Source organism: Actinokineospora alba (assembly GCF_004362515.1).
GTDB classification, from domain to species: domain Bacteria; phylum Actinomycetota; class Actinomycetes; order Mycobacteriales; family Pseudonocardiaceae; genus Actinokineospora; species Actinokineospora alba.
In genome coordinates this window covers 7053388-7080189 of record NZ_SNXU01000001.1, presented here as the reverse complement: position 1 = coordinate 7080189, position 26802 = coordinate 7053388, and the positions used below count along the sequence as shown (strand labels likewise).

Annotated in this window: 25 protein-coding genes; 20 read left to right on the top strand and 5 right to left on the bottom strand. The window is 69.8% G+C overall.

The annotated features are described in order from the left end of the window. Positions 1-40 precede the first annotated feature (40 nt). The gene (locus tag C8E96_RS31910) at positions 41-994 is read left to right on the top strand and encodes an LLM class F420-dependent oxidoreductase (protein WP_091381314.1); all 954 of its coding nucleotides are present in this window, start codon (positions 41-43) and stop codon (positions 992-994) included. 10 nt (positions 995-1004) lie between these two features. Next, the gene (locus tag C8E96_RS31905; protein WP_091381312.1) at positions 1005-2357 is read left to right on the top strand and encodes a type I glutamate--ammonia ligase; all 1353 of its coding nucleotides are present in this window, start codon (positions 1005-1007) and stop codon (positions 2355-2357) included. Here the strand turns inward: C8E96_RS31905 and C8E96_RS31900 are convergent, their stop codons facing one another. The 5 genes from C8E96_RS31900 to C8E96_RS33805 form a co-directional block, all read right to left on the bottom strand. Next, positions 2358-3002, bottom strand: coding sequence for a hypothetical protein (locus C8E96_RS31900; protein WP_091381310.1), 645 nt, complete (start codon positions 3000-3002; stop codon positions 2358-2360). A 66-nt stretch (positions 3003-3068) separates the two neighbouring features. After that, positions 3069-4040, bottom strand: coding sequence for a hypothetical protein (locus C8E96_RS31895; RefSeq protein WP_133794929.1), 972 nt, complete (start codon positions 4038-4040; stop codon positions 3069-3071). A gap of 243 nt (positions 4041-4283) precedes the next feature. Further along, positions 4284-5186 carry a transcriptional regulator gene (locus tag C8E96_RS31890; protein ID WP_091381307.1) on the bottom strand — a complete coding sequence of 301 codons (903 nt, stop codon included), beginning with the start codon at positions 5184-5186 and terminating at the stop codon, positions 4284-4286. Between the two features lie 168 nt (positions 5187-5354). Continuing rightward, entirely contained in the window at positions 5355-6971 is a 1617-nt protein-coding gene (locus C8E96_RS31885; RefSeq protein WP_166658190.1) for a trypsin-like serine protease, read from the bottom strand. Positions 6972-6985: 14 nt separating this feature from the next. After that, a complete protein-coding gene (locus C8E96_RS33805) occupies positions 6986-9130 on the bottom strand; it encodes a S8 family serine peptidase (RefSeq protein WP_176926814.1) in 2145 nt (714 codons plus the stop codon). 252 nt (positions 9131-9382) lie between these two features. Between C8E96_RS33805 and C8E96_RS31875 the strand changes: the two genes are divergently transcribed. From C8E96_RS31875 to C8E96_RS31790, 18 genes are all read left to right on the top strand, one after another. Then, positions 9383-10552 carry a S8 family peptidase gene (locus C8E96_RS31875; protein ID WP_091381300.1) on the top strand — a complete coding sequence of 390 codons (1170 nt, stop codon included), beginning with the start codon at positions 9383-9385 and terminating at the stop codon, positions 10550-10552. Positions 10553-10672: 120 nt separating this feature from the next. Next, on the top strand, positions 10673-11179 hold the full coding sequence (locus tag C8E96_RS31870) for a COG4315 family predicted lipoprotein (RefSeq protein WP_166658189.1): 507 nt from the start codon (positions 10673-10675) through the stop codon (positions 11177-11179). Beyond that, positions 11163-11951, top strand: coding sequence for a DUF4142 domain-containing protein (locus C8E96_RS31865; protein ID WP_166658188.1), 789 nt, complete (start codon positions 11163-11165; stop codon positions 11949-11951). The genes C8E96_RS31870 and C8E96_RS31865 overlap by 17 nt, the downstream gene beginning before the upstream one ends. Next, on the top strand, positions 11948-12931 hold the full coding sequence (locus C8E96_RS31860; RefSeq protein ID WP_091381296.1) for a DUF1996 domain-containing protein: 984 nt from the start codon (positions 11948-11950) through the stop codon (positions 12929-12931). Before C8E96_RS31865 ends, C8E96_RS31860 begins: the two co-directional genes overlap by 4 nt. Next, positions 12915-13493 (top strand): ferric reductase-like transmembrane domain-containing protein, encoded by a 579-nt coding sequence (locus tag C8E96_RS31855; RefSeq protein WP_228770147.1) that lies wholly within the window; start codon positions 12915-12917, stop codon positions 13491-13493. Before C8E96_RS31860 ends, C8E96_RS31855 begins: the two co-directional genes overlap by 17 nt. After that, the gene (locus C8E96_RS31850) at positions 13490-13708 is read left to right on the top strand and encodes a ferredoxin (RefSeq protein WP_091381293.1); all 219 of its coding nucleotides are present in this window, start codon (positions 13490-13492) and stop codon (positions 13706-13708) included. Before C8E96_RS31855 ends, C8E96_RS31850 begins: the two co-directional genes overlap by 4 nt. Next, positions 13705-14988 (top strand): NAD(P)/FAD-dependent oxidoreductase, encoded by a 1284-nt coding sequence (locus C8E96_RS31845; protein ID WP_091381292.1) that lies wholly within the window; start codon positions 13705-13707, stop codon positions 14986-14988. The genes C8E96_RS31850 and C8E96_RS31845 overlap by 4 nt, the downstream gene beginning before the upstream one ends. 62 nt (positions 14989-15050) lie before the next feature. After that, positions 15051-15602, top strand: coding sequence for a sigma-70 family RNA polymerase sigma factor (locus C8E96_RS31840; RefSeq protein ID WP_166658187.1), 552 nt, complete (start codon positions 15051-15053; stop codon positions 15600-15602). 5 nt (positions 15603-15607) lie between these two features. Then, positions 15608-16285: a zf-HC2 domain-containing protein gene (locus C8E96_RS31835; RefSeq protein WP_091381287.1), complete on the top strand. Its 678-nt coding sequence runs from the start codon at positions 15608-15610 to the stop codon at positions 16283-16285. A 61-nt stretch (positions 16286-16346) separates the two neighbouring features. After that, positions 16347-17228, top strand: a complete 882-nt coding sequence (locus tag C8E96_RS31830; protein WP_091381285.1) for a hypothetical protein — start codon at positions 16347-16349, stop codon at positions 17226-17228. A 218-nt stretch (positions 17229-17446) separates the two neighbouring features. Then, positions 17447-18235, top strand: a complete 789-nt coding sequence (locus C8E96_RS31825) for a TIGR03084 family metal-binding protein (protein WP_166658186.1) — start codon at positions 17447-17449, stop codon at positions 18233-18235. A gap of 47 nt (positions 18236-18282) precedes the next feature. Continuing rightward, positions 18283-19887 (top strand): acyclic terpene utilization AtuA family protein, encoded by a 1605-nt coding sequence (locus C8E96_RS31820; protein ID WP_228770160.1) that lies wholly within the window; start codon positions 18283-18285, stop codon positions 19885-19887. Next, entirely contained in the window at positions 19842-21029 is a 1188-nt protein-coding gene (locus C8E96_RS31815) for an acyl-CoA dehydrogenase family protein (protein ID WP_091381279.1), read from the top strand. Before C8E96_RS31820 ends, C8E96_RS31815 begins: the two co-directional genes overlap by 46 nt. Then, positions 21026-22624: an acyl-CoA carboxylase subunit beta gene (locus C8E96_RS31810; RefSeq protein ID WP_166658185.1), complete on the top strand. Its 1599-nt coding sequence runs from the start codon at positions 21026-21028 to the stop codon at positions 22622-22624. The genes C8E96_RS31815 and C8E96_RS31810 overlap by 4 nt, the downstream gene beginning before the upstream one ends. A gap of 8 nt (positions 22625-22632) precedes the next feature. Further along, on the top strand, positions 22633-24582 hold the full coding sequence (locus C8E96_RS31805) for an acetyl/propionyl/methylcrotonyl-CoA carboxylase subunit alpha (RefSeq protein ID WP_091381470.1): 1950 nt from the start codon (positions 22633-22635) through the stop codon (positions 24580-24582). After that, positions 24579-25736: an acyl-CoA dehydrogenase family protein gene (locus tag C8E96_RS31800; protein ID WP_091381276.1), complete on the top strand. Its 1158-nt coding sequence runs from the start codon at positions 24579-24581 to the stop codon at positions 25734-25736. Before C8E96_RS31805 ends, C8E96_RS31800 begins: the two co-directional genes overlap by 4 nt. Before the next feature lie 9 nt (positions 25737-25745). Continuing rightward, positions 25746-26348, top strand: a complete 603-nt coding sequence (locus C8E96_RS31795; protein WP_091381274.1) for a TetR/AcrR family transcriptional regulator — start codon at positions 25746-25748, stop codon at positions 26346-26348. Between the two features lie 49 nt (positions 26349-26397). Continuing rightward, positions 26398-26802, top strand: a complete 405-nt coding sequence (locus C8E96_RS31790; RefSeq protein WP_091381468.1) for a VOC family protein — start codon at positions 26398-26400, stop codon at positions 26800-26802.

Sequence of the window (26802 nt, the reverse complement as noted above, 5' to 3'; positions counted from 1 at the left end):
TATGAAACGCTGTCGGCACGAGTCGATCCAGGAGGCGCTTATGTCGAGGTGGGGCATCACGTTGCCGCTGACCGGGGTCCCCCTGGCGGCACACCGGGACCTGGTCAAGGAACTGCCCGACCTCGGCTACACCGACGTCTGGTCCGCCGAGACCGCGGGCACCGACGCCTTCACCCCGCTCGTCCTCGCCGCCGAATGGGCCCCCGAGCTGCGCCTCGGCACGGCGATCGTCCCCGTCTACACCCGTGGGCCCGGCCTGCTCGCCATGAGCGCCGCCACCATGGCCGAACTCGCCCCTGGCCGCTTCGCCCTCGGCATCGGGACCTCCTCACCCACCATCGTCGAAGGGTGGAACGGCATCGACTTCGACCAGCCCTTCCACCGGATGCGCGACACGCTGCGCTTCCTGCGGTCGGCGCTGGCCGGGGACAAGGTCACCGAGAAGTACGGCACCTTCGAGATCACCAAGTTCCGCCTGGAACGCCCACCGGCCCAGCCGCCCGAGATCATGCTCGCCGCCCTGCGGCCCGGGATGCTCAGGCTGGCCGCGCGTGAGGCCGACGGCGCGATCACCAACTGGCTCAGCGCCGGCGACGTGCCGACCGTGCGGGCCGAGGTGGGCCCGGACCTGGAACTGGTTGCCCGCATCTTCGTCTGCCCCACCGAGGACGCCGCCGCCGCGCGCGCCCTGGGTCGCCTGCTCATCAGCAGCTACCTCACCGTCCCCGCCTACGCCGCCTTCCACGACTGGCTGGGCCGCGGCGACGAACTCAAGCCCATGCACGACGCCTGGGCGGCGGGCGACCGCGCGGGAGCCAACGCCGCCATCCCGGACTCCGTGGTCGACGACCTGATCGTGCACGGCAGCGTCGACCACTGCCGCGAACGCGTCCAGTCCTATGTGGACGCCGGGCTGACCACGCCCGCCATCGCCGTCCTGCCGACCGGGGCCGACCCGATCGAGACCGTCCGGGCGCTCGCCCCGCGGCCGTGATGGCCCGAACATGACAATCCAGCACCAGCGGCCGGTCGGGCCGAGAACCCTGGCCGACCGCGCGCTCGCCGCGTCCTCGCTGTCCGGGGCGCTGCGGGCGGCGGTCGCCTCCGGCGACGTGCGCCGCGTCGTCTGCCTGGTGCCCGACCCGCACGCCCGGTTCGCCGCGGTCGAGGTGGGCGCCGAGTTCTTCGTCGACACCGTCATGCCTTCCGGCTACGGCATGGTCGCGCACGTCTTCGGCTGGAACCCGGAACGCGATCCCGTCAACGCCTCCGCCGTCGACCCCTTCCTCGGCGGCTACGGCGACCTGACCCTCCGACCCGACCTGGCCACGCTCGCCCCGGCCGGGCCGGGCGCGTGGTTCGTCGTCTGCGACGTCGAGTGGCCGGACGGCCGCCCGGTCGCCGAAGCGCCGCGAACCCTGCTGCGCGAACACATCGCCGCCGCCGAGAAGCTCGGGTTCGTCCCGTCCGTCGGCATCGAGCACGAGGTCACCTTCACCACCGCCGACGGCACCCCGATCACAGACCGGCGCGTCGACTACGCCGTTGACGGCCTTTCCCCGATGCGCGACGTGCTCGCCGACGTCCACGCCGCCATCGACCGCCTCGACCTCGGCGCCGAGTCCGCCCGCGGCGAGGCCCACCCCGGCCAGTACGAGATCGTCCTGCGCGCCCGCGACGCCCTCGCCGCCTGCGACGACGCGATGCTCCACCAACTCGCCATCCGCCAGGCCGCCGCCGCGCGCGGGGTCCGTGCCGGATACCTGGCCGCCGAGTCCGCGGGCACCGCGAGTTCCTGCCACGTCCACCTCGCCCTGGCCGACGCGGCGGGCATGTCGATGGTCGCGGGCGCCCAGCCGACCGAACCGTCCACTGTGTTCGGACACTTCCTCGCGGGCATCCTGCGCGCGGCGGGTGATCTGACCGCGTTCTGGGCGCCCACCTGGAACTCCTACGTGCGCCTGCGCACCGCCCCCTTCTCTCCGCGCACCCTGCGGTGGGGCACCGACGACCGCACCGCTGCCGTCCGCCTGGTCGGCCGCGGCCCGTCGCTGCGCATGGAAGCCCGCTTCGCGGGCGCCGACGCCCAACCCCATCTCGTCGTCGCCGCCCTGCTCGCCGCAGGCCTGTCCGGCATCGAGGAACGCCTTCCGCTGCCCGCCGAAGGCCGGGTCGTCGGCGACCTCGCCCGCACCCCGTGGGATGCCCTGACCCGCCTCACCGAGTCGAAACTCGCCCGCGCCCTGCTGGGAGACGCGGCGGTCGACCATCGAGCGGCGCTGCTGGGCGAGGAGCTGAACACGGGGCTGGACTCGGTCACCGACTGGCAGCGCGCCCGCGGTGACCTGCGCGCCTGATCATGGCGGGGGTCGCAGATCGAGCTTTCGGTCGCAGTCGGGCAGATCGGGATCGCTGCCTTGGCAGAGCACGATGCCCGGCGGCAAGTACGTCCGGTGGGTCTCCTCACCCGACCGATAACTGACGACAAACCCGCTCCCCGACGCCGTCGCATCAGCTGGTTTGGTGACCTCGACACCGAGTAGGAACACCCCACCATCACTCGCGGGCGGGCAGACGCGGTCGACGGTCATCGGTCCTTGCGTCGGAAAGCCCACCTCGTCCAGACGTTGGCGGGGGTCGCTGATGTAGTTGCTGACCTTGCCGCCCTTCGACGGCAGCACCGAGAACGTTCCGAGCCGCAAGCCGCCCGTCGGGGCGACGATCTCGACCTTCTCGATGGTGACTGACCCCGGACCGACGAGACAGAGAGTCGCGTCGTCGAAGGAGTAGGGCGTCTCGGCCTTGGTGTCGATCTGCCCCACGATGCCGCCGGTTCCAGGCGCGGCGTCCCGGAGTCGCGGCCCGGGCTCGCCCGAGCATGCGCCGAGGAGGATGACGCAGGACAGAAGTACCGCAGAGGCCGCGGTGTGGCGTGTCCGCATCAGGATCTCCTTGTTCCCGCCGTCTTGGATCGGCGCCTGCCCCTGATCATCCAGCAGCACGCAGGTCGACCTGTGACGCATTGGGCCAACCTTCGCGGCTGTTGCTGCAGGCCATGCTGGGTTTGGTCACAGTCCACTTGATCTCGGTTCCCTCATTGAATCCGGACTGAGCCGAGACACTGAACGGACCGATATCGACCCCGCTCGCATGGGTGACATTCTCACCCGTGTTCTTCCGCAGGCGTTGTAGATGGCGGCGTCGGCGATGCCGCTCATCTCCTGACCGGCACCTTGAGTGATCGCCAGGGTGCTTGACCCGGTGGCGCTCCACCCCTGAGCGGTCCGCACGGCGATCCCGAGCGTATGGCTTGAGCTGGATCCGATGGTCTGATCGACCGTCGCCATGGCTCCGCTCCACGCATAGACGTTCAGGAAGTGCTCTCGAATGCCTTCCCGCCACGGCCCTGCTTCCAAGGGGCCTCCGCAAAATTCGCTGGCGTCGACGGGTTGAGCCCCGCCGTCGACGAGTGCCGCGGAACTCGTCGACATGCGCGCTCCGGATTCGCTCACCCAGTCCGATGGCGGATCGTGCACGTCCAGGACGCTGGGTGTCGATCCGAAGTCGAAGCGGAACGTAGCCGGAGCCTGACTGCCTTTTGCGGCCGCGGCAGGCGTGGACCAACTTTTCGCTGTGGACTCGCGGGCATCGTGCGATGACTCGAATGCACTGAAATGCCAGCTGATGTGCTGGTCGCCGGAGTTCGTCAACAGTTCGACGGCGACCCTGCCTTCCTTGTCACGGTGTGTGGCGGGGACTTGAGCTGGATCAAGCACGACCTGGAAGTTGCCGTTGTGGTCGGCCCGGATCCGAGCCATCTCTCGCAGATCAACCTTTGCGCCTTCAGGAAGGGCGTTCAACTGTTCGCCGTTCGGCCATATCCGTGCCACCACGCTCGCGCCACCGATCGGCTTGCTGTCCCGCGTGATAGTGCCCGTCGCGACGACCGGACCGGCAGCAGATCCAGGACCTGCGGCACCCTGCGATCGCGCGGTTGTCGCGCCTGCAGAACCAGGTGATTGCAGCGTGATCGCGAGCATGCTGACCACCGTGGGCGCGGCTATACGTAAAACCCTCGTTCCATGACTCCCCCTAGAAAGTGTCGGACCCCAGAACCGTTCGGTCCGGGCAGGCGACCGAACCGCTTTGCAGGTACGACCCAACCACCACCGCTCGCCGTCCGCTTAAATATTCACTAAATCCATGCCAATTCAGTAGATTGCCCACGAATTGTGTCAAGGGGGTTGCGAGGAACCGTTGGTACGTTGCCTGGGATTGGTCCTTCACCACTGCCAGCGGAACCCATAGCAACCCGGCCCGAAGTCCAGCGCCACACCATGCACCGTGCCTCTGTCGCCGACCTGGACCTGCCGCACGACCTCCTCGCCGGTCTCGGTCACGGTGTACTGCTCGCAGTGGGCAGGCACCGCGGCGGCGTCGAAGCACACCTCCACGACGTATTCGCGGACCGGCATCCGGAACTTTCGCTCGTAGTTGCCCGCGGGCGGATACGGGGCCCGGGTGACCAACTCGTGCTCGGTGATGATCGTCTCGCCGCGGCGCAGCGGGGTGTCGAAGAGGAGTTCGGCGACGATGAGCCCGGCCTCCGGCTTGTGCACGACTCGGCCGAGGTGGCAGTGCCGCAGCGGTCTGACCAGCGGCAACGGGCCGTCGTGCGCGTCGAGGTGCACGATGACCACCCACCGGTCCGGACCGTCGGCGCTCGCCCGCAGCACCTGCCGGGACACGGTGGACCGCTCGTCTCGGTCCGGGCCGACGATGAGCCGGTCGTGGTGGCTGATCCGGGTGAGCCGGTCGTCCCACTCGGTGTCGACCTGGCTGGTCGCGTCCTCGATCTGGTCCGGGTGCGGCCAGAGGGCGCCGATGGGCAGGTGGATCAGCGACCGGCCGCGGCGCCTGGGCTGGTCGAGCAACTCCGTCAGGGTCCTCGGCGCCACCCGCAGGATCTCCTCCAGGTGTTTCACCGCGAGCTGGGACGCTCGGCGTTCCGGGTGGCTGCGGCCGGACTGCCAGTAGCTCAGGGTCGCCACGCTGACCCGTACCCCACGCGCGAGCAGGTGGGCCGCGATGCGTCCGAGGGTCAGGTCACGCGCGTCGATCGCGGCCCGAAGGCAGTCCGCGAAGGGTGAGGACCGCTCGGCCACCGGATTCAATTGGCTGACCATGATGGCTCCCCGTTGGCTGGATTCGCTTCGAACAGACCCTAATCAGCCGACCGGGCAATTCGAAGGTCGCGACGGAGAGCGTCATTCAGTTCCTGAATGTGAACAGTTAAACCGGGTGTGGAACGGCCTGTCGGTGAGGTCACCGACAGGCCGTTCGTCCAGAGTGGATCAGGCGTCGAGGCGTTGGGTCGTGCTCGCGCTGATCGCGGTGCTGGCCACCGTGACGTCGTCGTAGAAGGTGTGTACGGGGTCGTTGGGGTGGTTGTCGTCGCGGTTGAGCAGGGTCAGGGTGTAGGTGTGTCCGGCGGTGAGCTGGGCGGTGATCTGTTTCCAACCCTGGCCGTCGGTGCAGGTCTTGGCGAGCGGCGTTGTCATTGTGCCCGCCGTGTCGTCGGTGAGTGTCGCCTTGGCCCACGCGTACTTCACCGTGTCCGGGCAGGTCTGTGCGTACCAGAAGGACAGTTGGCCCGACGCCGCGGCGGTGAAGGTCTGCCGCACGGTGGACTCGCCGTTGGTGGCAGTGGTCGCGCCGAGCCGGACGGCATGGGTGCCACCGTGTGCGCCGCTGTTGACCACAGTGGAACTTGCGCCCGTCCCACCGGAGGTCCAGCCGGTCAGGTCGCCTGCTTCGAACCCACCGTTGGTCAAGCCGCCACCACCGCCGCCCGCGACCGTGAGCGCGATGGACGCCGATTTGGTCGCCGAGGTCCCGGTGCCGGTGACCGTGACCTTCACCGATCCGGGGGTGGCGGACGCGGCTGCGGAGAGCGTCAGCGCCGAACTCGCGCCCGCCGTCACCGACGCCGGGTCGAATTTCGCGGTGACCCCCGCGGGCAGGCCGGACGCGGCGAGTGTGACAGTCTGCGCCGCCCCACCGGTCACGGTCGTCGCGACCTTCACCGTGCCTGACTGTCCAGGTTGGACGGACAGGGTGTCGGGCGCGACGCCGAGGGAGAAGTCGTCGCCGGTCGGATCGCCCAGCTGTTCCCGAATCCGGGACTCGTACTGCGTGATCTTGGCGCCCACCTGCGGGCCCGCGCAGTTCGAGTCGCCGGACTCGATCAGCCCGACCAGCCGGTAGCCCGCGGGAGTGCTTGCCACCAGCGGACTTCCGCTGTCCCCGGAACACACGCCCAGGGTGTCGTTCTTCACCGGGCCGAAGCACAGTTGCTTCTCCGGGGTGAACGTCCAGCCGATGTTCTTGCAGCCGCCGGACGCGTCCGGGTCGATGATCGGCAGCGTCGCCTTCTTCATGACCGGGTCGTAGTCCGCGCTGGTCGTCCCAGCCCCGGACTTGCCCCAGGTGGACAACGTGGTCGACGTGCCGACCGCGTTGAGCGCGGTGTCGCCCGGACCCGCGATGGCGAGCAGCGAACTCGGGGTGCCGACGTTCTGGTCGAGGGTCAGCACGGCCACGTCGTCGCCCGCCAGGCTGCCCCACTGGTACTCGGGGACCTTCCAGTACGAGGTGATCTTCGCGACCGTGCCCGCGGTGGTGGTGAGGTCGGTTCGACCCCAGATCACTGTCTTGTCCTTGATATCGCCGTACTGGGGGTCCATGCAGTGCGCGGCGGTGACGACCTTGTTCGGCCGGACCAGCGCGCCACCACACGACACCTTCTGCGGGTGGGCGCTGCCCGCCCTGGTGATCACCACGGTCCACGGGTACTGGTCGTGGGTGGTGTGCTCACCGCCCTTGACCGCGCCCGCCGAACCTGCCGCGGGCACCAGGGTCGCCACGATGGCGGCGACGCACAGCCCGGCTTTGATGACAAAGCGTTTCACTGTCGTTCCTTCCATCACAGGGTGATCGACCACGAGTCGAGGGTGCCGGTGTCGCCGGGGCCGTAGTCGGTGACCCGCAGCTGCCACTTGCCCGCGGCCGGAGAGACCACAGAGGACACCGTGTAGGCCTTCGGTGCCGTCAGCGCGGTGCACTGGTAGTTGCCGGAGCCGCTGTACTTGACCGGGTAGACCTTGCCGTTGGGGTCGATCAGGGAGATGCCGAGGTCCTCGGCGCAGGTGTGCTTGATGGAGACCGAAAGCGTCACCTTCGCGGCGGCCTGCCCGGACAGCGTGACGGTGATCGGGCTCAGCGCGCGCTCGAAGTCGCGGATGGGGAAGTCGGCGTCATTGGTGAACGTCCGGCCGGTGTTGCCGCCGGTCGTGCGGGCCTTGACCGCCGTCGTCGGCTTCGACGTGTTCCCGGCGGCGTCCTTGGCCACGATGGTGAACGAGTACTCGGTGTCCGCCGTCAGGCCGGTGACGGTGGCCGTCGTGCCGGTGACTGTCGTGGCGACGGTCGCGCCGTTGTAGACGTCGTAACCGGTGACGCCGACGTTATCGACGGAGGCGTCCCAGGCGAGCGCAACCGAGTTCTCGGTGACCCCGGTGGACCGCGGGTTGCCTGGCGTGGTCGGCGGTTCGTCGTCGCCGCCACCGCCCGGCTCGGTGCTCGCCTTGACCGGGTCGCTCGCCGCTGAGACGTTCCCCGCGGCGTCCTTCGCCTTGACAGTGAACACATGCGTCGTGCCGGCGGCTAGGCTGGCGACCGTCGCCGTGGTGCCGGTGACCGTCGTCGCCAGGGTCGTGCCGTTGTACACGTCGTATCCGGTGACGCCGACGTTGTCGGTGGAAGCGTCCCAGGAGAGGGAAATCGACGTGCTGGTGGCGCCGGTCGAGCGCAGGTTTGCGGGGACCATCGGCGCCTGGGTGTCGCCTCCGCCGCCGCCGATCTCGCGGACGTTGAGCAGCTTGTTCGGCGAGTCCTTGATCTGGGTGAGCACACCGTCGGTGGCCAGGGCCACCAGACCGGCCTCAACCTGCTGCGGTGTGGCCGAAGGGTTCGCGCTCAGATAGATCGCGGCCGCGCCCGCGCCGTGGGGGGCCGCCATCGACGTGCCGCTGCGGGTGGACGTGCCGGTGTCGGTGTTGCTATTGAGCGAGACGATGCTGCCGCCGGGGGCGAACAGATCGATGCACTTGCCGGTGTTGGTGCCGTCCCGGATGGTGTCGTCGCTGTCGCTGCCACCGACGATGAGTCCTTCGGTGGTGTCCGAAGGCGTGTAGGCGCAGGCGTCACCGCCGTGGTTGCCCGCGGCGATGGCGATCACGACACCGCTGGCGACGACGCGCTTGACCGCGTCCTGCAGCGGCTTGTACGGGTGGGTGTCCGCGGTCAGGCTCAGGTTCGCCACCGCGGGCTTCTTCGCGTTGGTCACCAGCCAGTCGAGCGCCTTGACCAGGTTGTCGTCCGGCGCCGAGCCGCCGCAGCCGACGGTCTGCACGGCGTGCAGCGTGACCGCCTTGGCCAGGCCGTACTGGGTGCCGCCGATGGTGCCCGCCACGTGGGTGCCGTGGCCGTTCGTGGTGCACTCGTTGGAGGTGTTGTCGGTCTCGCCGCTGAAGTCCGGGTCGTTGACCGTGCGCCCGGCCAGATCCTGGTGGGTGAGTCGGATGCCGCTGTCGAGGACGTAGGCGTGCACGCCCTCGCCCTTGTTCGGGTAGGTGTAGGACTTGTCCAGCGGCAGGGTCTTCTGGTCCGACCGGTCGATGCCCCAGGACGGCGGGTTCGGCTGGGTGTCCCCGGTCTGGCGCACCAGGTGGGTCTGGGCCACGTAGTCCACGGCCGGGTCGGCGGCCAGCTCCTTGGCGGCCCGCTCGGACATCACCACCGAATAGCCGGGAAACACGTTCTCGAACACGTGCTTGCGCTCACCGCCGTAGCGGGCGAGCAGCTCGCCTGCCGCGGCGTGCACGCCGGACGATCGCAGGGAGGGGGTGTCCGCGCGCAGCGCCACGAGGTAGCGGCCGGGGACAGGGTCGGCACCACCGGTATAGCGGATCTCTCCAGTCGGGTGGTGCTCCTGCGCCCCGGCGAGGGGTGCGAGCAGGCCCAGTCCCAGCAGACACACCACCGGGATGGCCTTCACGAAGGTTCTCACTATGTGCTCCAAGATCTCACAATGCAGGGTGGAATCCTGCCCAACCATGGGGCGAGTGCGTGAGTGAGCACAACGGGTGACGGCCGCTAACTCTTAACTTGGCGGAGCGCGGGAATCGGCCGTGCCCGTTGACGCGGTTCGACTTCTGCCCTTATGGTCCATACCAGCCGATGTGCCTTCGGCTGATCTCTCTCGGCTCTGTCCTGTGTGGACACCTGCGCCCGAGTCACTCGGACCGGAGGACCACGTTTGATGAACAGGAAGCGCCGCAGATCCACGCGCGTTCTCAGCGGCATCGGGCTGACCGCCGCCGCCGTCGCCACCATCGTCGCGGTGTCCATGCCCGCGCAGGCCCAAGAAGGAGTTGTCCGGCTCGCCGACAGCCCCGACTCGATCGAGGGCAGCTACATCGTCGTCCTCAAGGACAAGCAGACCCGTACCGCGAGCGCCCTCACCTCGCGGTACGGCGGGCGGACCGAGCGCACGTTCGACACGGCCGTGAACGGTTACGTGGCAACGATGTCCGACCGCGAGGCGCGTCGGCTTGCCGCGGACAAGTCGGTCGCGTACGTGCAGGCCAACCAGCGGGTCAAGATCAGCGAAGCGCCGCCGTCCTACGGGCTCGACCGGCTTGACCAGCGCGATCTTCCCCTCGACGACGACTTCAGCGTCGACTCGGCCGCCGAGAACGTCACCGCGTTCGTGATCGACACCGGGGTCGACGCCGACCACGAGACCTTCGAGGGTCGGGTTGTCGGCGGGTTCGACGCCATCGACGGCGACACCGACCCGGACGACCTGAACGGCCACGGAACCCATGTGGCGGGCACGATCGGCGGCCGAGAATTCGGTGTCGCCAAGGGAATCAGGATCGTGCCGGTGCGGGTGCTCGACGAGGACGGCGACGGCAGCACCGCCGGGGTGATCGCCGGGATCGAGTGGGTCGTGAGCAACCTCGACGGCCCGTCGGTGGCCAACCTGAGCCTCGGCGGCCCGCGGGACGACGCCCTCGACGAAGCCGTTCGTGGGGCCATCCGCGCCGGTGTCACGTTCGCCGTCGCGGCGGGCAACGACGGCGAGGACGCGGGGGAGACCTCGCCCGCCCGGGTGGTCGAGGCGATCACCGTGGCCGCGTCCGACGCCGACGACAACCAGGCGGTGTTCTCGAACTTCGGCCCAGCCGTGGACCTTTACGCGCCCGGTGTCGACATCCCGTCATCGTTCCTCGATGGCGAAATCGCGACACTGAGCGGCACCTCCATGGCGACACCGCACGTCACGGGCGCGGCCGCGCTGATCCTGGCCACCGACCCGCAAGCCTCGCCCGCACGGGTCCAACGCGAGCTAGTGCGCTCCGCGACCAGGAACCGCATCCAGAACGCCAGTCCGGGCACCCCTAACCGCCTGCTCTTCACCGGCTGACCAAACCCGACCAGTGAGCGCCCCCGCGAACTCCGCGGGGGCGCTCACTTTCTTTAAACCGTAATGAGTCCCCGCTCGTACGTCCTTGCACAGACCCAAGACGGCAGCGCGGAGGTCGGAATGAAAGCGGTCATGCTGGTGGGCCTGGCGTTCGCTGTGGCGGGATGCCACGGCGGCGACGAAGCCAAGCCCAAGGAACGCCGGGGACACCACGTCGAACTCGTTGCCGCGCAGCCACGCCCCGCCGGGTTGCAACTGGTGCGCGGCTTCAACAGCGGTCCCATCGTCGTGGACGGCAACGGGCGCACGGTCTACGGATTCGTGCGCGACAAGACAAGTCCGGCCAGGTCAGCGTGCACGGGCAAGTGCGCGGAGACCTGGCGGCCGGTGCCGTTCACCGAAGACCTCAAGATCACCGATCTCGACCAGTCCATGGTCGGGTCCGTCGACCGACCGGGCGGGCCGAAGCAGGCCACGCTGGCGGGCAGGCCGCTCTACACCTTCGCCGGGGACTCCATGCCCGGTGAGATGACCGGGCGCGACGCCGAGTGGTTCGTGGTCGGCGCCACCGGCGGCAAGGCCGAGATCACCACGGTGCTGGAGGATTCCAGTGCGGTCAATCGTTAGCGGGCCCAGACGGGTCCTCGCCGCGGTCGCCGCCGTGCTGCTCCTCGCGGTGGTCGCGGTGGGGCTGGTGCCCACAATCCTCGTCGAGTCGCGGAACCCCGAGCCGCGACCGACCGAATGGGGTCCGCTCGGCGCCGCCGACGTGGAGCTGCTGCGTGCCGCGCGCCGGGCGGGCCTCTGGGAGGGACCCGCGGGTGAGATCGCCCGCGAGGTCTCACGCAACCCGAAGATCCAGGCGCTCGGGATGACGCTCATGGTCGACCACGGGCAGCTCGACGTCGCGGTGCGGCAGTCCGCGGCGAAACTGCGGGTCCCGCTGCCGGACGAGCCGAACGAATCGCAGCAGGGCTGGCTGGCGGAGCTGCGGGCGGCGGGCAGCCCCGAGGAGTTCGACCAGATCTTCGCCAACCGCCTGCGGCAGGCCCACGGCTCGGTCCTGGTGACCATCGCCCAGGTGCGCGGCGGCAGCCGCAACGCCGAGGTGCGCGACCTCGCGTCCATCGCGAACCAGGCGGTGCTGCGGCACCAGAACCTGCTGGAGAAGACCGGGCTGGTGGATTTCACCACGATCGCCGAGCCGCTCGCGGGCACCTCCTTCGACACCGAGCTGCGGGCCGACGCCCGGGTGTTCGCCCTGGTCGGGCTGCTGGTGTTCGCCGAGTCCGCGCTGGTGGTGCTGCTCATCGCCTGGCTGCGCCGCTCGCGCGGGAAGGCCGCGCCGCCCGCTGTCGGATCGTTCGCAGTCAACGAGATGGAAGGAACCAGGACATGAAGGTCAAGCACTGGACGGCACTCGCGGTCGCCGCGCTCGTCGTCGGCGGTTCGGCGGCGGGCATCGGCATCGCCCGCGCCCACGGCGGCGGTCCCGGCACCGGCACGGCCCCACAGAAGGCGTTCTACGTCGACATCACGAAGGTCCGGCCGAACAAGGTTCGGATCGAACGGCGGGCGTCGCCGGGCTCGTTCGTCAACAAGTGCGGGAACAACGAGGAGAAACACCGCAACTCCGACAACCACATCGCCGCGCCGGGCGTGGTGAACGCTGCCCAGCACCAGCACGACCACGTCGGGAACCTCACCACCAACGGCCGCTCCAACGACCGGTCCCTGCTGCGCGGCGGGACCACGTGCGTGACCGGCGACAAGTCGTCCTACCTGTGGCCGGTGCTGCGCGACCTGACCCGCAACGGCGACGACGCCGGTCAGCCCGGCGGCGGGAAGGACGGGAACCTCGGCGCGATCCTCGACGGCAGGGTCACCTTGTTGTTCCGCGGCAACCGGTTCCAGCAGGTCGTGGCCGCGCCACAGGGACTGCGGATGACCACCGGCGACGCCAAACCGGGGGAGAACGGTCCGGGCAACGTCCGGGTCAGCTGGACTTGCAAAGGATTCGAGGACCGGACCACGGCCAAGTACCCGGTCTGCCCGCGCGGACGCAGTGTCGTGCGGCTGCTGGAGTACCCGAGCTGCTGGGACGGCCGCAGCCTCGACAGCGCCAACCACCGCGACCACGTCAGGTTCCCCGACAGCTCCGGTCGGTGCCCGCGCAACACGGTCGCGATCCCGCAGCTGGACATGACCGTCGAGTACGCGGTCCCGGCGAAAGCCAATGTGGCCCAGGGGTTCGCGCTCGACGGGTTCCCGCAGGAGAACCACCGGCCCGACTCCGACCACGGCTTCGTCCACCTGCTGATGAACCGCGCGCAGATGGGTGACGTGGTGAGGTGCGTCAACAGTGGCCGCACCTGCTGACCTGCTCGCCCAGGCGGCGGAGGAACCCGGCGTGCGGGCGGTCGCGGCGCTCAGCGCGCGCTTCGCCTACGGGCTCATGTGCCTGACCCTGTGCCTGGGCGTCATGACGGTCACCGGGTGGGGGCGGCACGCGGTCAGCCGCAAGGCGATGCGCGCCGCGCACCTGTCCCTGGGGACGCTGACGATCGTGTTCGCCGTGGTGCACGCGGTGTGCTTCCGGTTCCTGCCAAGCGGACCGATGCCGATCGACTATCTGCTTGTCCCCAACGTCCGGCACGGGCTCGGCGTGGTGTCGCTGTACCTGATGGTCGCCATCGCGCTCAGCGCGTGCCTGCACGGGTGGACCGCCTACCGCCGCTGGGCGTGGCTGCATCGCACGGCGTACCTCGCGATTCCCTTGGGCGCACTGCATTCCCTGCTGGGCGCCGTGGCCAACGGCCACCTCTCGGTGCTGTGGCTGGGCGGGATCACCCTGCTCGTCCCGGCCGTCACCTTGGCGGTGCTGCGCGCCCTGCCCGCGCACACGCTCGAACGACTCGGAGTGGAGACGGAGAACGTATGAGACGCGGACGCGGACGTGCCACGGTGGTGCGCGTCGACAACGACCGGTGCGAGTTGTACGGGATCTGCGTCGCCGAGGCGCCCGAGGTGTTCCGGCTCAGCGACAACCGGCTCCGGCACGGCAGGCGGATCGACCCGGCCGACGAAACCGCGGCCGCCGCCGCCGCGCGGAACTGCCCGATGCAGGCGATCCGGCTGCGGGAGAGTGCCCGGTGACCGAGCGGATCGTCGTGGTCGGCGCGGGGGCCGCGGGCTTCCGGGCCGCGGAACGGCTGCGGGAGCTGGGTTTCGACGGCGAGGTCGTGATGATCGGCGACGAGCCGCGCAAGCCGTACCACCGGCCCGCGGTGTGCAAAGCGCTCCTGCGCGGCAGCCTCAAAGCCCGGGACGTGACGCTGGAGGCCACCGTCGACCTCGATGTCGGTTGGCGACTCGGCACCCGGGCGATCGGGCTCGACACCGCCCGACACGCGGTTCTCCTGCCCGGCGGCGAGGAAGTCGGCTATGACGGCCTGATCCTCGCCACCGGCGGGTATCCCCGGTCCCTGCCGGGCGCGCCGCGACACGACCCGCGGGTGCGGGTGCTGCGCACGGTCGAGGACGCCGACGGGGTCCGGGCGGCACTGCGGATGAGCAGGCTGCCCGCGGTGGTCGTCGGCGGCGGGTTCATCGGCTGCGAGTTCGCCGCGAGCATGCGGGCGATGGGGCGCGAGGTCATCGTCGTCAACAACTCGGCCAAGCTGTTGCACCGCTTCGGCGACGCGATCGCCGACGCGGCGGGCGACCTGCACGCCGGGCACCGGGTCGACACCCGCAGCAACGCCCGGATCAGGAAGTGGGACACCGGGCGGGACGGCGTCGGCCTGCACCTGGACAACGGCGACGTCGTGTTCGCCGCGTGCGTGGTGCTGGCCGTCGGCAGCACGCCGTCGGTGGAGTGGCTGCGCGGGTCCGGTCTGCGGGTGGACGACGGGGTGTTCTGCGAGCCGACGCTGTTCGCCGCCGGGGTCGACGACGTCGTCGTCGCCGGGGACATCGCCCGCTGGCCCAACCTGCGGTTCGACCCCGTTCCCCGGCGGGTGGAGCACTGGATCACCGCGGTCGAGGGCGGCCGGGCGGCGGCGGAGAACCTGCTCGCGGGCAAGTGGGCGGCCAAGCCGTTCACCCCGCTGCCCAGGGCCTGGACCAGCCAGTTCGACGTGCGGGTGCAACACGTCGGGATGCCCGCGCTGGCCACGGACACCGTCCCGCTCGACGCGGGGGTCACCGGGTTCGTCCGGGCCGGGAACCTGGTCGCGGTCGCCACGTGGGACCGCCCGCACGCGATGCTCGACTGGACGGCGACCCTGGACCGGCTGCTTCCCGTCCCCACCGCCGGTCGCGGGCCGCACGCGCGCCCGCCCCGCGACGGCATCCCCGCCCGAGTCCTCATCGAACGCCACTACGCCAGTCGGCACTCATTCGATGGACCAAACGGAATAATGACCGGACAATGAGGGTTTCCGTGACCGAGCGTGCTGAATGGACAGAATCACGGCAGTCGGCCATGCTCCCCCGAGTGGGTCGCCATACGCGGGCAGTCAGACCGGTGGCGGTCGTGCCTGACGACCCGAAGGACGAGTGGGTGCGGCAGCTTTATCGTCAATTCGCGAACCAGCTCAGCGCCCATGTTCTCGGTTTGACGAAATACGACCGGCAATGGACCGAGGACGTCGTCCAGGAGACTTTCATCCGGGCGTGGAAACACGCCGACAAACTTGATCAGCGGCCGGAGATGCTGCGCGGCTGGCTGTTCGTCGTCGCCCGCCGGATCGTGATCGACACCCACCGCGGGCGGCAGGTCCGGCCCATCGAGATCCGCGGCACCGACATCGCCGAGGACCGGGTCGGCGTGTCCGACAAGGCCGACAGCACGGTCGACGCGATCGTCGTGCACGAAGCCTTGCGTCGGATCTCGCCTGATCAGCGCGAGGCGATCATCGAGACCTACCTGAAGGGCCACACGGTCGACGAGGCCGCGGTCCTGCTGGGCATCCCGCCCGGCACGGTCAAATCCCGGACCTACCACGCGATGCGGGCCCTGCGGCGCGCGCTTCGAGCGCGGGGGTGAGCGGCATGGCTTCGCACTTCGACGTCGCGGCCTACGCCCTCGGGACGCTCGACGCCCGCGGCACGGAGGCGTTCGAAGGCCACCTCGCGGGCTGCGCGAACTGCCAGGTGGAGCTGTTCGAACTGCAAGAGCTGCCCGGCCTGCTGGACACGGTCGCCGAGACCTGGCCGGATGCCCCCGCGCGGGGGGCCGTGATCTACGGCCTGCCCACGAAGCGGCGGCGGTTCCAGCACTGGGGCGCGGCGACCGCGGCGGCGGTGCTGGTGTTCCTCTCGGGGGCGGTGACCGCGATCGGGTTCCTCGGCTGGGACGGCGCCGACCCGCCCGTCGCTTCGGAGCCGCCGTCGGCGCTGACCCGGCTCGATCCCGTCGCCGAGGAGCCGGGCGGCGTCAGCGGATCCCTCGAATCGTCGACGTCGCACGCCTGGGTGGAGACAACGCCGGACGGCAGCCGGATCGCGCTCGACCTCGGCGGGATCACCGGGTCGACGCCGTGTTCGGCCGTTGTCGTGTCCCGCGCGGGGGAGACCACGGAAATCGCCTTGTTCGACCCGCCGAAAAAGGGAGAGCGGGTGGTGGTGTCGGGAACGACGCCGTATCCGGTGGCCCAGATCGACCGGGTCGAAGTCCGCCGCGTTTCTTCCGGAAAAGTCATCACAACGCTCAAGGCGCCAGAAAAGTAGAACCGGATCGGCCGCCGTCACGTATTCCCTTGGGAAAGCCGATACGGAAATGGGAGAGCCAATGACGCGAATTCGGAATTTCGCCCTGGCCGTGGCGCTGGTGCCCATCGGCATCGCCTCGACGGCGTGCGGCGGCGAATCGACCGGCACGATTCCGAGTGAGGTCGCGGTGGTCAAATCCGACGCATATCCGGACACCGGCGCGGCACCGGCGAAACTCGCCGTCGCCACCGTGCCGGACCTCGGGGCGATCATCACCACCGGCGACGGGAAGACGCTGTACCGGTTCGACAAGGACACGGCCAAACCCCCGACGTCCACTTGCGACGGTGAGTGTGCGGCGAAGTGGCCTCCAGTCCTGGTTCCGGAAGGCGCCGAGGTCGCCGTCGAAGGGGTGGACAAGGCGCTGGTGTCGAGCCTGAAGCGCGCGGACGGCACGCGGCAGCTCAGCATCAGCGGGTGGCCCGCCTACACCTACGCCCAGGACACGGAACCGGGCGACATCAAGGGGCAGGGTGTCGGCGGGACCTGGTTCGGCTTCACCTCGGCGGGCAAGAAGGCCATCGCCCCCGAAGTTGGATCCCTTGAGGTGAAAGTGATGCCGGTGGCGCCGATCGGGCAGATCCTCACCGACGCGGCCGGGATGACGCTGTACCGGTTCGACAAGGACACCCCGAACCCGCCCAAGTCCACTTGCGAAGGTGACTGCGCGGCGAAGTGGCCGCCGCTGCTGGTGCCGGAGGGCGCGGCACCGAAACTCGACGGCGCCGACCCGTCCGTGCTGGGCACGGTTGAGCGTGGCGACGGCTCCAGGCAGCTCACGGCCGGGGGCTGGCCGCTCTATCTCTTCGCCGACGACAAGGTCCCGTGCGACATCAAGGGGCAGGGCGTCGGCGGGACCTGGTTCGCCGCCAAACCCGATGGCGGCAAAGCCACTGGCTGAGAGGAGGTACCACCGACACCGACGCTGTGGGGTGAGAACCACGGCTCGGCTGGACCTCGATCGGGTGATCGAGCAGGGATCACCCGATCGAGCAGCGACGTCGAGCTGAGCGGCCCTCTGACCAAAGGCACTGGTCAGAGGGCCTTTCGCTGCACTTCCGGGAATAAAATCAAGCACGCATGCTTGATTTGTTTGGTCCGGCGTGCGACGGTGGAGAGGTGATCGATCTGACCGCGCTGCTCGCTGACCTGCGGGCCGAAGGCGCCGAACTCGACTCTTGGGTCGAGCCGCTGTCCGACGAGGAGTGGGCCACGCCGACGCCGGCGGCGGGGTGGACGGTCGCCCACCAGGTCGCCCACCTGGCCTGGACCGACGAGCGGTCCCTGCTGGCGGTGACCGATCCGGAGGCTTTCCAGGCCGAGTTCGCCGCCGCGCTGAGCGGGGGCAACGTCGCGCACTTCGTCGACGACGGGGCCGCCGAGGGCGCCGCTGAGCCGCCGGCGAAGCTGCTTGCCCGCTGGCGATCGCTGCGCGACGCCCTCAACTCCGCCCTCGCGCAGGTGCCCGCCGGGACGAAGCTGCCCTGGTACGGGCCGCCGATGAGCGCCGCGTCCATGGCGACCGCCCGGATCATGGAGACCTGGGCGCACTCCTGCGACGTGGCCGACGCGCTCGGGATCAAGCGGTCGCCGAGTCCGCGCATCAAGCACGTCGCCCACCTCGGGGTGCGCACACGGGACTTCGCGTTCCAGCTCAACGGGCGTACGCCGCCCGCGGAGCCGTTCCGGGTGGAGCTGCTCGCGCCGGACCTGACCCTGTGGACCTGGGGACCGTCCGACGCCGCCCAGCGGGTCACCGGACCCGCCGTCGACTTCTGCCGCCTGGTGACCCAGCGCGTGCACCGCGACGACACCGCGCTGGTCGCGTTCGGCGCGGAGGCCGACGAGTGGCTCGACATCGCGCAGGCCTTCGCCGGGGCGCCGGGGACCGGGAGGGCGAAGGCGTGATCCGCATCGGCAACGCGTCCGGCTTCTACGGCGACCGTCTCTCCGCGATGCGCGAGATGCTGACCGGTGGCGAACTGGACGTCCTGACCGGCGACTACCTTGCCGAGCTGACCATGCTGATCCTGGGTCGGCAGCGGATGAAGGACCCGACGGGCGGGTACGCGAAGACGTTCGTCCGGCAGCTTGAGGACTGTCTCGGGCTGGCCGTCGAGCGTGGGGTCAAGATCGTCAGCAACGCGGGCGGGCTGAACCCGGGGGGTCTCGCGCAGGCGATCCGGGCGTTGGCGGACAAGCTCGGCATCGAGGTCTCCGTCGCGCACGTCGAGGGCGACGACCTGCTTCCCCGTGAAGGGGCGCTCACCGCAAACGCTTACCTCGGCGCGTGGGGGATCGCGGAATGCCTGCGCGCGGGTGCCGACATCGTGGTGACCGGGCGGGTCACCGATGCCTCGCTGGTGGTGGGACCGGCAGCCGCGCACTTCGGCTGGGCCCGCGACGACTTCGACGCCCTGGCCGGGGCCACGGTCGCCGGACACGTCATCGAGTGCGGCGCGCAGGCCACGGGCGGCAACTTCTCCTTCTTCACCGAGGTCCCGGATCTGGGCCACGCGGGTTTCCCGATCGCGGAGATCTCGGCCGACGGGTCCTCGGTCATCACCAAGCACCCCGGGACCGGTGGCTCGGTGACGGTGGAAACCGTGACGGCGCAACTGCTCTACGAGATCCAGGGGGTCGACTACCTGGGCCCGGACGTGACCACGCGGTTCGACACCATCTCGCTGACTGCGGACGGTCCGGACCGGGTGCAGATCAGCGGCGTGCGCGGCGGGCCGCCGCCGGAGACTGTGAAGGTGTGCGTCAACACCCTCGACGGCTTCCGCAACAGCGCCACGTTCGTCCTGTGTGGACTGGACGTGGACTCGAAGGCCGCGCTGGTGCGGCGGCAGCTGGAGTCGTTGATCGGCGCGGACGGTCTCACGTGGACACTGGCCCGCACCGACCACCCCGACGCCGACACCGAGGAAGCGGCCAGCGCGCTGCTGCACGTCATGGTCAAGACGCCGGATCCGGCTCGGGCCAAGGCGTTCTCGCGGGCGACCGTCGAACTCGCGCTGGCCTCGTACCCCGGTTTCACGTTGACGGCTCCGCCCGCGGACGGCACGCCGATCGGGGTGTACCGACCCGAGTACGTCACGCCCGACGAGGTCGAGCACACAGCGGTCCTGCCCAACGGTGAGAAGCGCGTGCTGAAGTGGACCGATGGCGTGGCTGTCGAGGCTCGCGCTGTCGACTGGACCGACCCTGGCACCGATTTCGGTCCCACGCGGCGGGTTCCGCTCGGTTCCGTCGTCGGCGCGCGGTCCGGCGACAAGGGCGGCGACGCGAACCTGGGTCTCTGGGTGCGTCGGCCGGAGGCGTTCGACTGGCTGGTGCGCACCCTGACCGTGGAGCGGCTGCGGTCCCTGCTGCCCGAGACCGTGGGTCTGGACATCGAGCGGCACCTCTACCCGAACCTCGCCGCGGTCAACTTCGTCGTGCACGGGCTGCTCGGCCAGGGCGTCGCCGCGGCCACCCGGTTCGACCCGCAGGCCAAGGCGTTCGGCGAATGGCTGCGCTCACGGCACATCGACGTCCCGGAGGTCTTCCTGTGAACCCGTTCGACACCCCGGAGCGCCGGGAACTGCGCGCGACCGTGCGCCGGTTCATGGACACCGAAGTGCTGCCGCACCTGGATTCCTGGGAGCGCGAGGGCGAGGTTCCCCGGTCGCTGCACCGCGCGGCGGCCGACCTCGGCCTGCTCGGCGTCGCGTTCCCCGAGGCGGTCGGCGGCGGTGGCGGCGACGTCATCGATGCCATGGTCGTCGTGGAGGAGATGCACTACGCCGGCGCGTCCGGCGGGCTCATCGCCGCGCTGCTGACCTGCGGCATTGCCGTGCCGCACATCGCTTTCGCCGGAGACCCCCGGCACATCGATCAGTGGGTGCGGCCGACTCTGGCTGGGGAGTTGATCGGCTCCCTGGCGATCACCGAACCCGATGGCGGCTCGGACGTCGCGGGTCTGCGCACCACCGCCAAGCGCGACGGCGATGACTTCATCGTCAACGGCGCCAAGACGTTCATCACCTCCGGCGTCCGCGCCGACTTCGTGACGACGGCGGTGCGGACCGGCGACGCGGGCGCGCACGGGATCTCGCTGCTGGTCATCGAGAAGCACACGCCCGGCTTCACCGTCAGCAGGCGGCTGGAGAAGATGGGCTGGCTGTGCTCCGACACCGCCGAAATATCGTTTGTGGACTGCCGGGTGCCGGTGGCGAACCTGGTGGGCAAGGAGAACACCGGGTTCATCCAGATCGCGCAGAACTTCGTCGCCGAACGGCTGACCCTCGCGGTGCAGGCGTACGCGGCGGCGCAGCGGGCGCTGGACCTGACGCTGGAGTGGTGCCGGATGCGGGAGACCTTCGGCCGCCCGCTGATCTCCCGGCAGTCGGTGCAGACCACGGTCACCGAGATGGCCCGCAGGATCGACGTGGCCCGCGTCTACACCCGTGACGTCGCCGCCCGGCACCTCGCGGGGGAGGACGTCATCGCCCAGGTGTGCTTCGCCAAGAACACGGCGGTGGAGACCGGCGAATGGGTCGCCCACCAGGCGGTGCAGCTCTTCGGCGGCTTGGGCTACATGCGCGAGTCCGAAGTGGAACGCCACTACCGCGACATGCGCATCCTCGGCATCGGCGGCGGCACGAACGAGATCATGACCGGCCTGGCCGCGAAGCGATTGGGATACACCTCATGACCACACTGCGCTCCTCAGTGGACAGTGCGGGGGCCGACTTCAAGGCCAACCGCGAGGCGATGCTGGCCAAGCTCGCCGAACTCGACACCGAGCACGCCAAGGCCGTGGCGGGCGGCGGCGAGAAGTACACCGCCCGCCACCACCAGCGCGGCAAGCTGCTGGCCCGCGAGCGGGTCGAGCTGCTGCTCGACCCGGACTCCCCGTTCCTCGAACTGTCCCCGCTCGCCGCCTGGGGTTCCGACTTCCCTGTCGGCGCCAGCCTGGTCACCGGCATCGGCGTCGTCGAAGGCGTCGAGTGCATGATCAACGCCAACGACCCGACGGTCAAAGGCGGCGCGATCAACCCGTGGGGCATGAAGAAGGGCTTCCGCGCGGCCGATATCGCCGCGCAGAACCGGCTGCCCACGATCAACCTCGTCGAGTCCGGCGGCGCCGATCTCCCGACGCAGAAGGACATCTTCATCCCCGGCGGCCGCACCTTCCGTGACCTGACCCGCGCTTCGGCCGCGGGCATCCCGACCGTCGCCCTGGTGTTCGGCAACTCGACCGCGGGTGGCGCGTACCTGCCGGGCATGTCCGACTACGTCGTCATGGTCAAGGAGCGCGCGAAGGTGTTCCTCGGCGGGCCGCCGCTGGTGAAGATGGCCACCGGTGAGGACTCCGACGACGAATCCCTTGGCGGCGCGGAGATGCACGCCCGCGTCTCCGGCCTCGCCGACTACCTGGCCGCCGACGAGCAGGACGCGATCCGGCTCGGGCGGCGCATCGTCAAGCGGCTCAACTGGCGCAAGCTCGGCCCGGCCCCGGCCGCCGACTACGCCGAACCCGAGCACGATGCCGAGGACTTGCTCGGCATCGTGCCCACGGACCTGAAGATCCCGTTCGACCCGCGCGAAGTCATAGCCCGGGTTGTCGACGGCTCCGACTTCGACGAGTTCAAGCCGCTCTACGGCTCCAGCCTGGTCACCGGCTGGGCGCAGGTCCACGGCTACCCGGTCGGCATCCTTGCCAACGCGCGCGGCGTGCTGTTCAGCGAGGAAGCGCAGAAGGCGACCCAGTTCATCCAGCTGGCCAACCAGACCGACACCCCGCTTTTGTTCCTGCACAACACCACCGGCTACATGGTCGGCAAGGAGTACGAGCAGGGCGGCATGATCAAGCACGGCGCGATGATGGTCAACGCGGTGTCGAACTCGAAGGTCCCGCACATCTCGCTGCTCATCGGCGCGTCCTACGGCGCCGGGCACTACGGCATGTGCGGCCGTGCCTACGATCCCCGGTTCCTCTTCGCCTGGCCCAGCGCCAAATCCGCGGTCATGGGGGCCGCGCAGCTCGCGGGCGTGCTCTCGATCGTGATGCGCCAGGGCGCCGAAGCCAAGGGGCAGATCTACAACGAGGAGCACGACGCGGCCATGCGCGCCATGGTCGAAGGCCAGATCGAGGCGCAGTCGCTGCCGACGTTCCTGTCCGGCATGGTCTACGACGACGGCATCATCGACCCCCGGGACACCCGCACGGTGCTCGGGATCTCCCTGTCCGCGATCCACAATGGACCAGTGAAGGGCGCCGACGGTTTCGGCGTCTTCCGGATGTGAGCGCCCACATGATCACCTCAGTTCTCGTGGCCAACCGTGGGGAGATCGCGCGGCGGGTCTTCCGCACCGCCCGCGACCTCGGCATCGCGACCGTCGCGGTGTACTCCGACGCGGACGCCGACTCCCCGCACGTCGCGGACGCCGACTCCGCGGTCCGACTGCCCGGCAACACCCCCGCTGAGACGTACCTGCGCGCCGACCTGGTGATCCAGGCCGCACGTGATGCCGGGGCCGACGCCATCCACCCCGGTTACGGCTTCCTGTCGGAGAACGCCGAGTTCGCCCGCGCCGTCATCGACGCCGGGCTCATCTGGGTGGGTCCGCCGGTCGAGTCGATCGAGCGGATGGGCTCGAAGATCGAGTCCAAGGAACTGATGGCTGCCGCCGGTGTTCCCGTTCTGTCCAATATGGACCCGGAGACCGTCACCGAGTTCCCGGTGCTGGTCAAGGCATCGGCGGGTGGCGGCGGTCGTGGGATGCGAATCGTCCGCTCCCAGGCCGAACTTGCCGGCGCGGTCGAGGGGGCGCGATCCGAAGCTGGGTCGGCGTTCGGCGACTCGACGGTGTTCATCGAGCCGTACCTGGAGACCGGCAGGCACATCGAGGTCCAGGTGATGGCCGACCGGCACGGCACGGTGTGGGCGGTGGGGGAGCGGGAGTGCTCCATCCAGCGCAGGCACCAGAAAGTCATCGAGGAAGCGCCGTCGCCGCTGGTCGAGCGGACCGAGGGCATGCGGGAGCGGCTGTTCGACGCCGCCCGCAAGGCCGCCGCCGCGATCGGCTACGAGGGTTCGGGGACGGTCGAGTTCCTGGCCGACGAGTCCGGCCGGTTCTTCTTCCTGGAGATGAACACCCGCCTGCAGGTCGAGCACCCGGTCACCGAATGCGTCACCGGGCTCGACCTGGTCGCGCTGCAGCTGTCCATCGCCGAGGGTGCCCCGCTGGACCCTGAGCCGCCGGTCAGCCGGGGGCACGCCATCGAGGTCCGGCTCTACGCCGAGGACCCCGCGGCGAACTGGCTGCCGCAAAGCGGAGCACTGCACCGATTCGAGATCAGTGCTCTCGCTTCCTTCGCCAACCCGCCTGGAGCGGGTATTCGGGTCGACTCCGGCGTGGTCAGCGGATCGCTGGTCGGCGTGCATTACGACCCGATGCTGGCCAAGGTCATCTCGTGGGCGCCGGACCGCACCAGCGCCGCCCGCTCCCTCGCCGGAGCACTGCTGCGGGCGCGGGTCCACGGCGTGCGGACCAACCGCGACCTGCTGGTCCGCGTGCTGCGGCACCCGGCGTTCCTGGCGGGCGACACCGACACCGCGTTCTTCGACCGGCACGGCCTCGACACCCTCGCCGCGCCCATCGCCGACAAGGACGCCGAGTCGCTGTCCGCGCTGGCCGCCGCCATCGCCGACACCGAGGCGAACCGGGCGGCGGCGAAAGTGCAGGGGCGGATTCCGGCCGGGTGGCGCAATGTCGTGTCGCAGCCGCAGGTCAAGCGGTACGAGTCGGCCTCCGGTGAGCACGAGGTGCGCTACCGGATCACCCGCGACGGCCTTTCCGGCGTCGAGGGCGTCCGGCTGCTCTCCTCCTCGCCCACGCGGGTGGAGTTGGAGGTCGCGGGCGTGCGGCGGGTGTTCGACCTCGCCTGGTACCCGGGCATCGCTTGTGTGGACTCGGCTTTCGGGTCCGTCACGCTGACCGTGCCGCCGCGGTTCGACGACCCGGCCGACCACGTCGCTCCGGGCTCGCTGCTCGCGCCGATGCCCGGGACCGTGATCCGGGTGGCGGCCGAGGCGGGTCAGCGGGTCGACGCCGGGCAGCCGCTGCTGTGGCTTGAGGCGATGAAGATGGAACACCGGATCGACGCGCCCGTCGCCGGAGTGGTCAGCGAACTCACCGTGTCCCCAGGAGACCAGGTCGACGTCGGCCGGGTCCTCGCCGTAGTCGTGGAGGAATCATGAGCTTCACCGAGTCCGAGGAACGCCAGGCCCTGCGGGCGGCCGTGGGCGAACTGGGCCGCAAGTACGGCCACGACTACCTGGTCAAGCAGGCCCGGTCCGGCGGGCACACCACCGAGCTGTGGAATGAGGCGGGCAAGCTCGGCTACCTCGGCGTCAACGTGCCGGAGGAGTTCGGCGGCGGCGGTGGCGGCATCGGCGACCTGGCCGCGGTGTGCGAGGAACTGGGCGCGACCGGGACCGGGCTGCTGCAGATGGTCGTCTCTCCGGCGATCTGCGCGACGATCATCGCCCGATTCGGGACGGACGAACAGAAGCAGCGCTACCTGCCGGGCTTCGCCGACGGCTCGCTGCGCATGGCGTTCGCCATCACCGAGCCGGACGCGGGGTCCAACGCCCACAAGCTGACCACGACCGCCCGGCGTGACGGCGACGGCTGGATCCTCAGCGGCCGCAAGGTGTTCATCTCGTGTGTCGACGAGTCGCAGTCGGTGCTGGTGGTCGGCCGCACGGAGGACGCCAAGACCGGCAAGCTCAAGCCCGCGCTGTTCGTCGTCCCGACCGACGCCGCCGGGTTCGAGTTCACCAAGATCCCGATGGACATCGTCTCCCCGGACTACCAGTTCTCCCTGTTCCTCGACGACGTCCGACTCCCCGGCGACGCGCTGATCGGCTCGGAGGACGCGGCGCTGATGCAGCTGTTCGCGGGCCTGAACCCGGAGCGGATCATGGCTTCGGCGTTCGCCGTCGGCATGGGCCGCTTCGCGCTGGAGAAGGCTGTCGAGTATGCGAAGACCCGCACGGTGTGGAAGGAGCCGATCGGCGCGCACCAGGCCGTCGCGCACCCGTTGGCGCAGGCCAAGATCGAGCTGGAACTGGCCAAGCTGATGATGCAGAAGGCCGCCGCGCTGTATGACGGCGGCGACGACATGGCCGCGGGCGAGGCCGCGAACATGGCGAAGTACGCCGCCGGGGAGGCCGTGATCAAGGCGGTCGACGCCGCCGTGCAGACCCACGGCGGCAACGGCTTGGCCAGCGAGTACGGTCTCGGCGCACTCATCGGCGCGTCCCGGCTGACCCGGATCGCGCCGGTGAGCCGTGAGATGATCCTGAATTTCGTGGCGCAGTTCTCCCTTGGGCTGCCGAAGTCGTACTAGGGATGTGACGTGAGCACCGAGGCAGTCAGGCAGCCGCAGCAGGACCGCAGCCGAGCCACCCGGCAGCGGCTGCTGGCGGCCGCCATTGACTGCCTGGCCGAACTCGGGTGGACCGGCAGCACGGTGTCGGTCGTCGCCGAACGGGCCGGGGTGTCCCGCGGGGCGGCGCAGCACCACTTCCCGACCAGGGAGGACCTGGTCACCGCGGCCATCGAGTACGTCACCGAGGAGCGGTTGGCGCACCTGCGGCAGGGGCTGCCGGACCTGCCGCCGGGGCGGGACCGGACCGAGTTCGTCGTCGACACGATCGGCGAGATGTACGCGAGCAAGCTGTTCTCGGCGGCGCTGCAGCTGTGGGTGGCGGCTTCCTCGGACTCGCAGCTGCGGGAGAAGGTCGTGCCGCTGGAAGCCCGGGTCGGGCGGGAGGCGCACCGGATGACCGTGGAGGCGCTGGGGGCCGACGAGTCCCGACCGGGGGTGCGGGAGGCGGTCCAGGCGACCCTGGACCTGGCTCGCGGCCTGGGCTTGGCGAACCTCCTCACCGACGATGCCAAGCGCCGGTCGCGGGTGCTGCGCCAGTGGGCGATGACTTTGGACGCCGCTCTGTCCTGAGGGTCCGCCGTGGGCGGCTCGTCGACAGGCCCGCGGCTACTGTATGGCCATGCCACTCGGTCACCTCGGCCTGAATGTCGCCTCCCTCGCCCGGGCGAAGGCCTTCTACGACGTCGTCATGCCGATGGTGGAGTTCGAGCCGTTCTTCAGCACCGAGACCGAGTTCTCCTACCGGCCCGCCGGCGGGAAGGTCGGCACCTGGCTGTTCTTCTACGGAGCGCTTGAGGAAGGTGCGCACTCGCGGCACCAGCCGGGCCTGCAGCACCTCGCGTTTATGGTGCGCACGAGGGCGGCGGTGCACGAAGTCTTCGACACGGCTCGGCGGCTGGGTGCTGTGGCTGTGCATGAGCCGAGGGAATTCCCCGAGTACCACGAGGGGTACTACGCGGCGTTCGTCCAGGACCCGGAAGGCTTCATGGTGGAGTTCGTGTGCCACCGCGAGGACCCGTCATAG

Coding starts and splice junctions, on each gene's coding strand:
- C8E96_RS31815 (WP_091381279.1), top strand. CDS start 19,842: ATGGCTGCGCTCACGGCACATCGACGTCCCGGAGGTCTTCCTGTGAAC.
- C8E96_RS31830 (WP_091381285.1), top strand. CDS start 16,347: ATGACGCGAATTCGGAATTTCGCCCTGGCCGTGGCGCTGGTGCCCATC.
- C8E96_RS31910 (WP_091381314.1), top strand. CDS start 41: ATGTCGAGGTGGGGCATCACGTTGCCGCTGACCGGGGTCCCCCTGGCG.
- C8E96_RS31890 (WP_091381307.1), bottom strand. CDS start 5,186: ATGGTCAGCCAATTGAATCCGGTGGCCGAGCGGTCCTCACCCTTCGCG.
- C8E96_RS31800 (WP_091381276.1), top strand. CDS start 24,579: ATGAGCTTCACCGAGTCCGAGGAACGCCAGGCCCTGCGGGCGGCCGTG.
- C8E96_RS31905 (WP_091381312.1), top strand. CDS start 1,005: ATGACAATCCAGCACCAGCGGCCGGTCGGGCCGAGAACCCTGGCCGAC.
- C8E96_RS31835 (WP_091381287.1), top strand. CDS start 15,608: ATGGCTTCGCACTTCGACGTCGCGGCCTACGCCCTCGGGACGCTCGAC.
- C8E96_RS31895 (WP_133794929.1), bottom strand. CDS start 4,040: ATGCTCGCGATCACGCTGCAATCACCTGGTTCTGCAGGCGCGACAACC.
- C8E96_RS31875 (WP_091381300.1), top strand. CDS start 9,383: ATGAACAGGAAGCGCCGCAGATCCACGCGCGTTCTCAGCGGCATCGGG.
- C8E96_RS31820 (WP_228770160.1), top strand. CDS start 18,283: ATGCGCGAGATGCTGACCGGTGGCGAACTGGACGTCCTGACCGGCGAC.
- C8E96_RS31805 (WP_091381470.1), top strand. CDS start 22,633: ATGATCACCTCAGTTCTCGTGGCCAACCGTGGGGAGATCGCGCGGCGG.
- C8E96_RS31850 (WP_091381293.1), top strand. CDS start 13,490: ATGAGACGCGGACGCGGACGTGCCACGGTGGTGCGCGTCGACAACGAC.
- C8E96_RS31860 (WP_091381296.1), top strand. CDS start 11,948: ATGAAGGTCAAGCACTGGACGGCACTCGCGGTCGCCGCGCTCGTCGTC.
- C8E96_RS31810 (WP_166658185.1), top strand. CDS start 21,026: ATGACCACACTGCGCTCCTCAGTGGACAGTGCGGGGGCCGACTTCAAG.
- C8E96_RS31870 (WP_166658189.1), top strand. CDS start 10,673: ATGAAAGCGGTCATGCTGGTGGGCCTGGCGTTCGCTGTGGCGGGATGC.
- C8E96_RS31790 (WP_091381468.1), top strand. CDS start 26,398: ATGCCACTCGGTCACCTCGGCCTGAATGTCGCCTCCCTCGCCCGGGCG.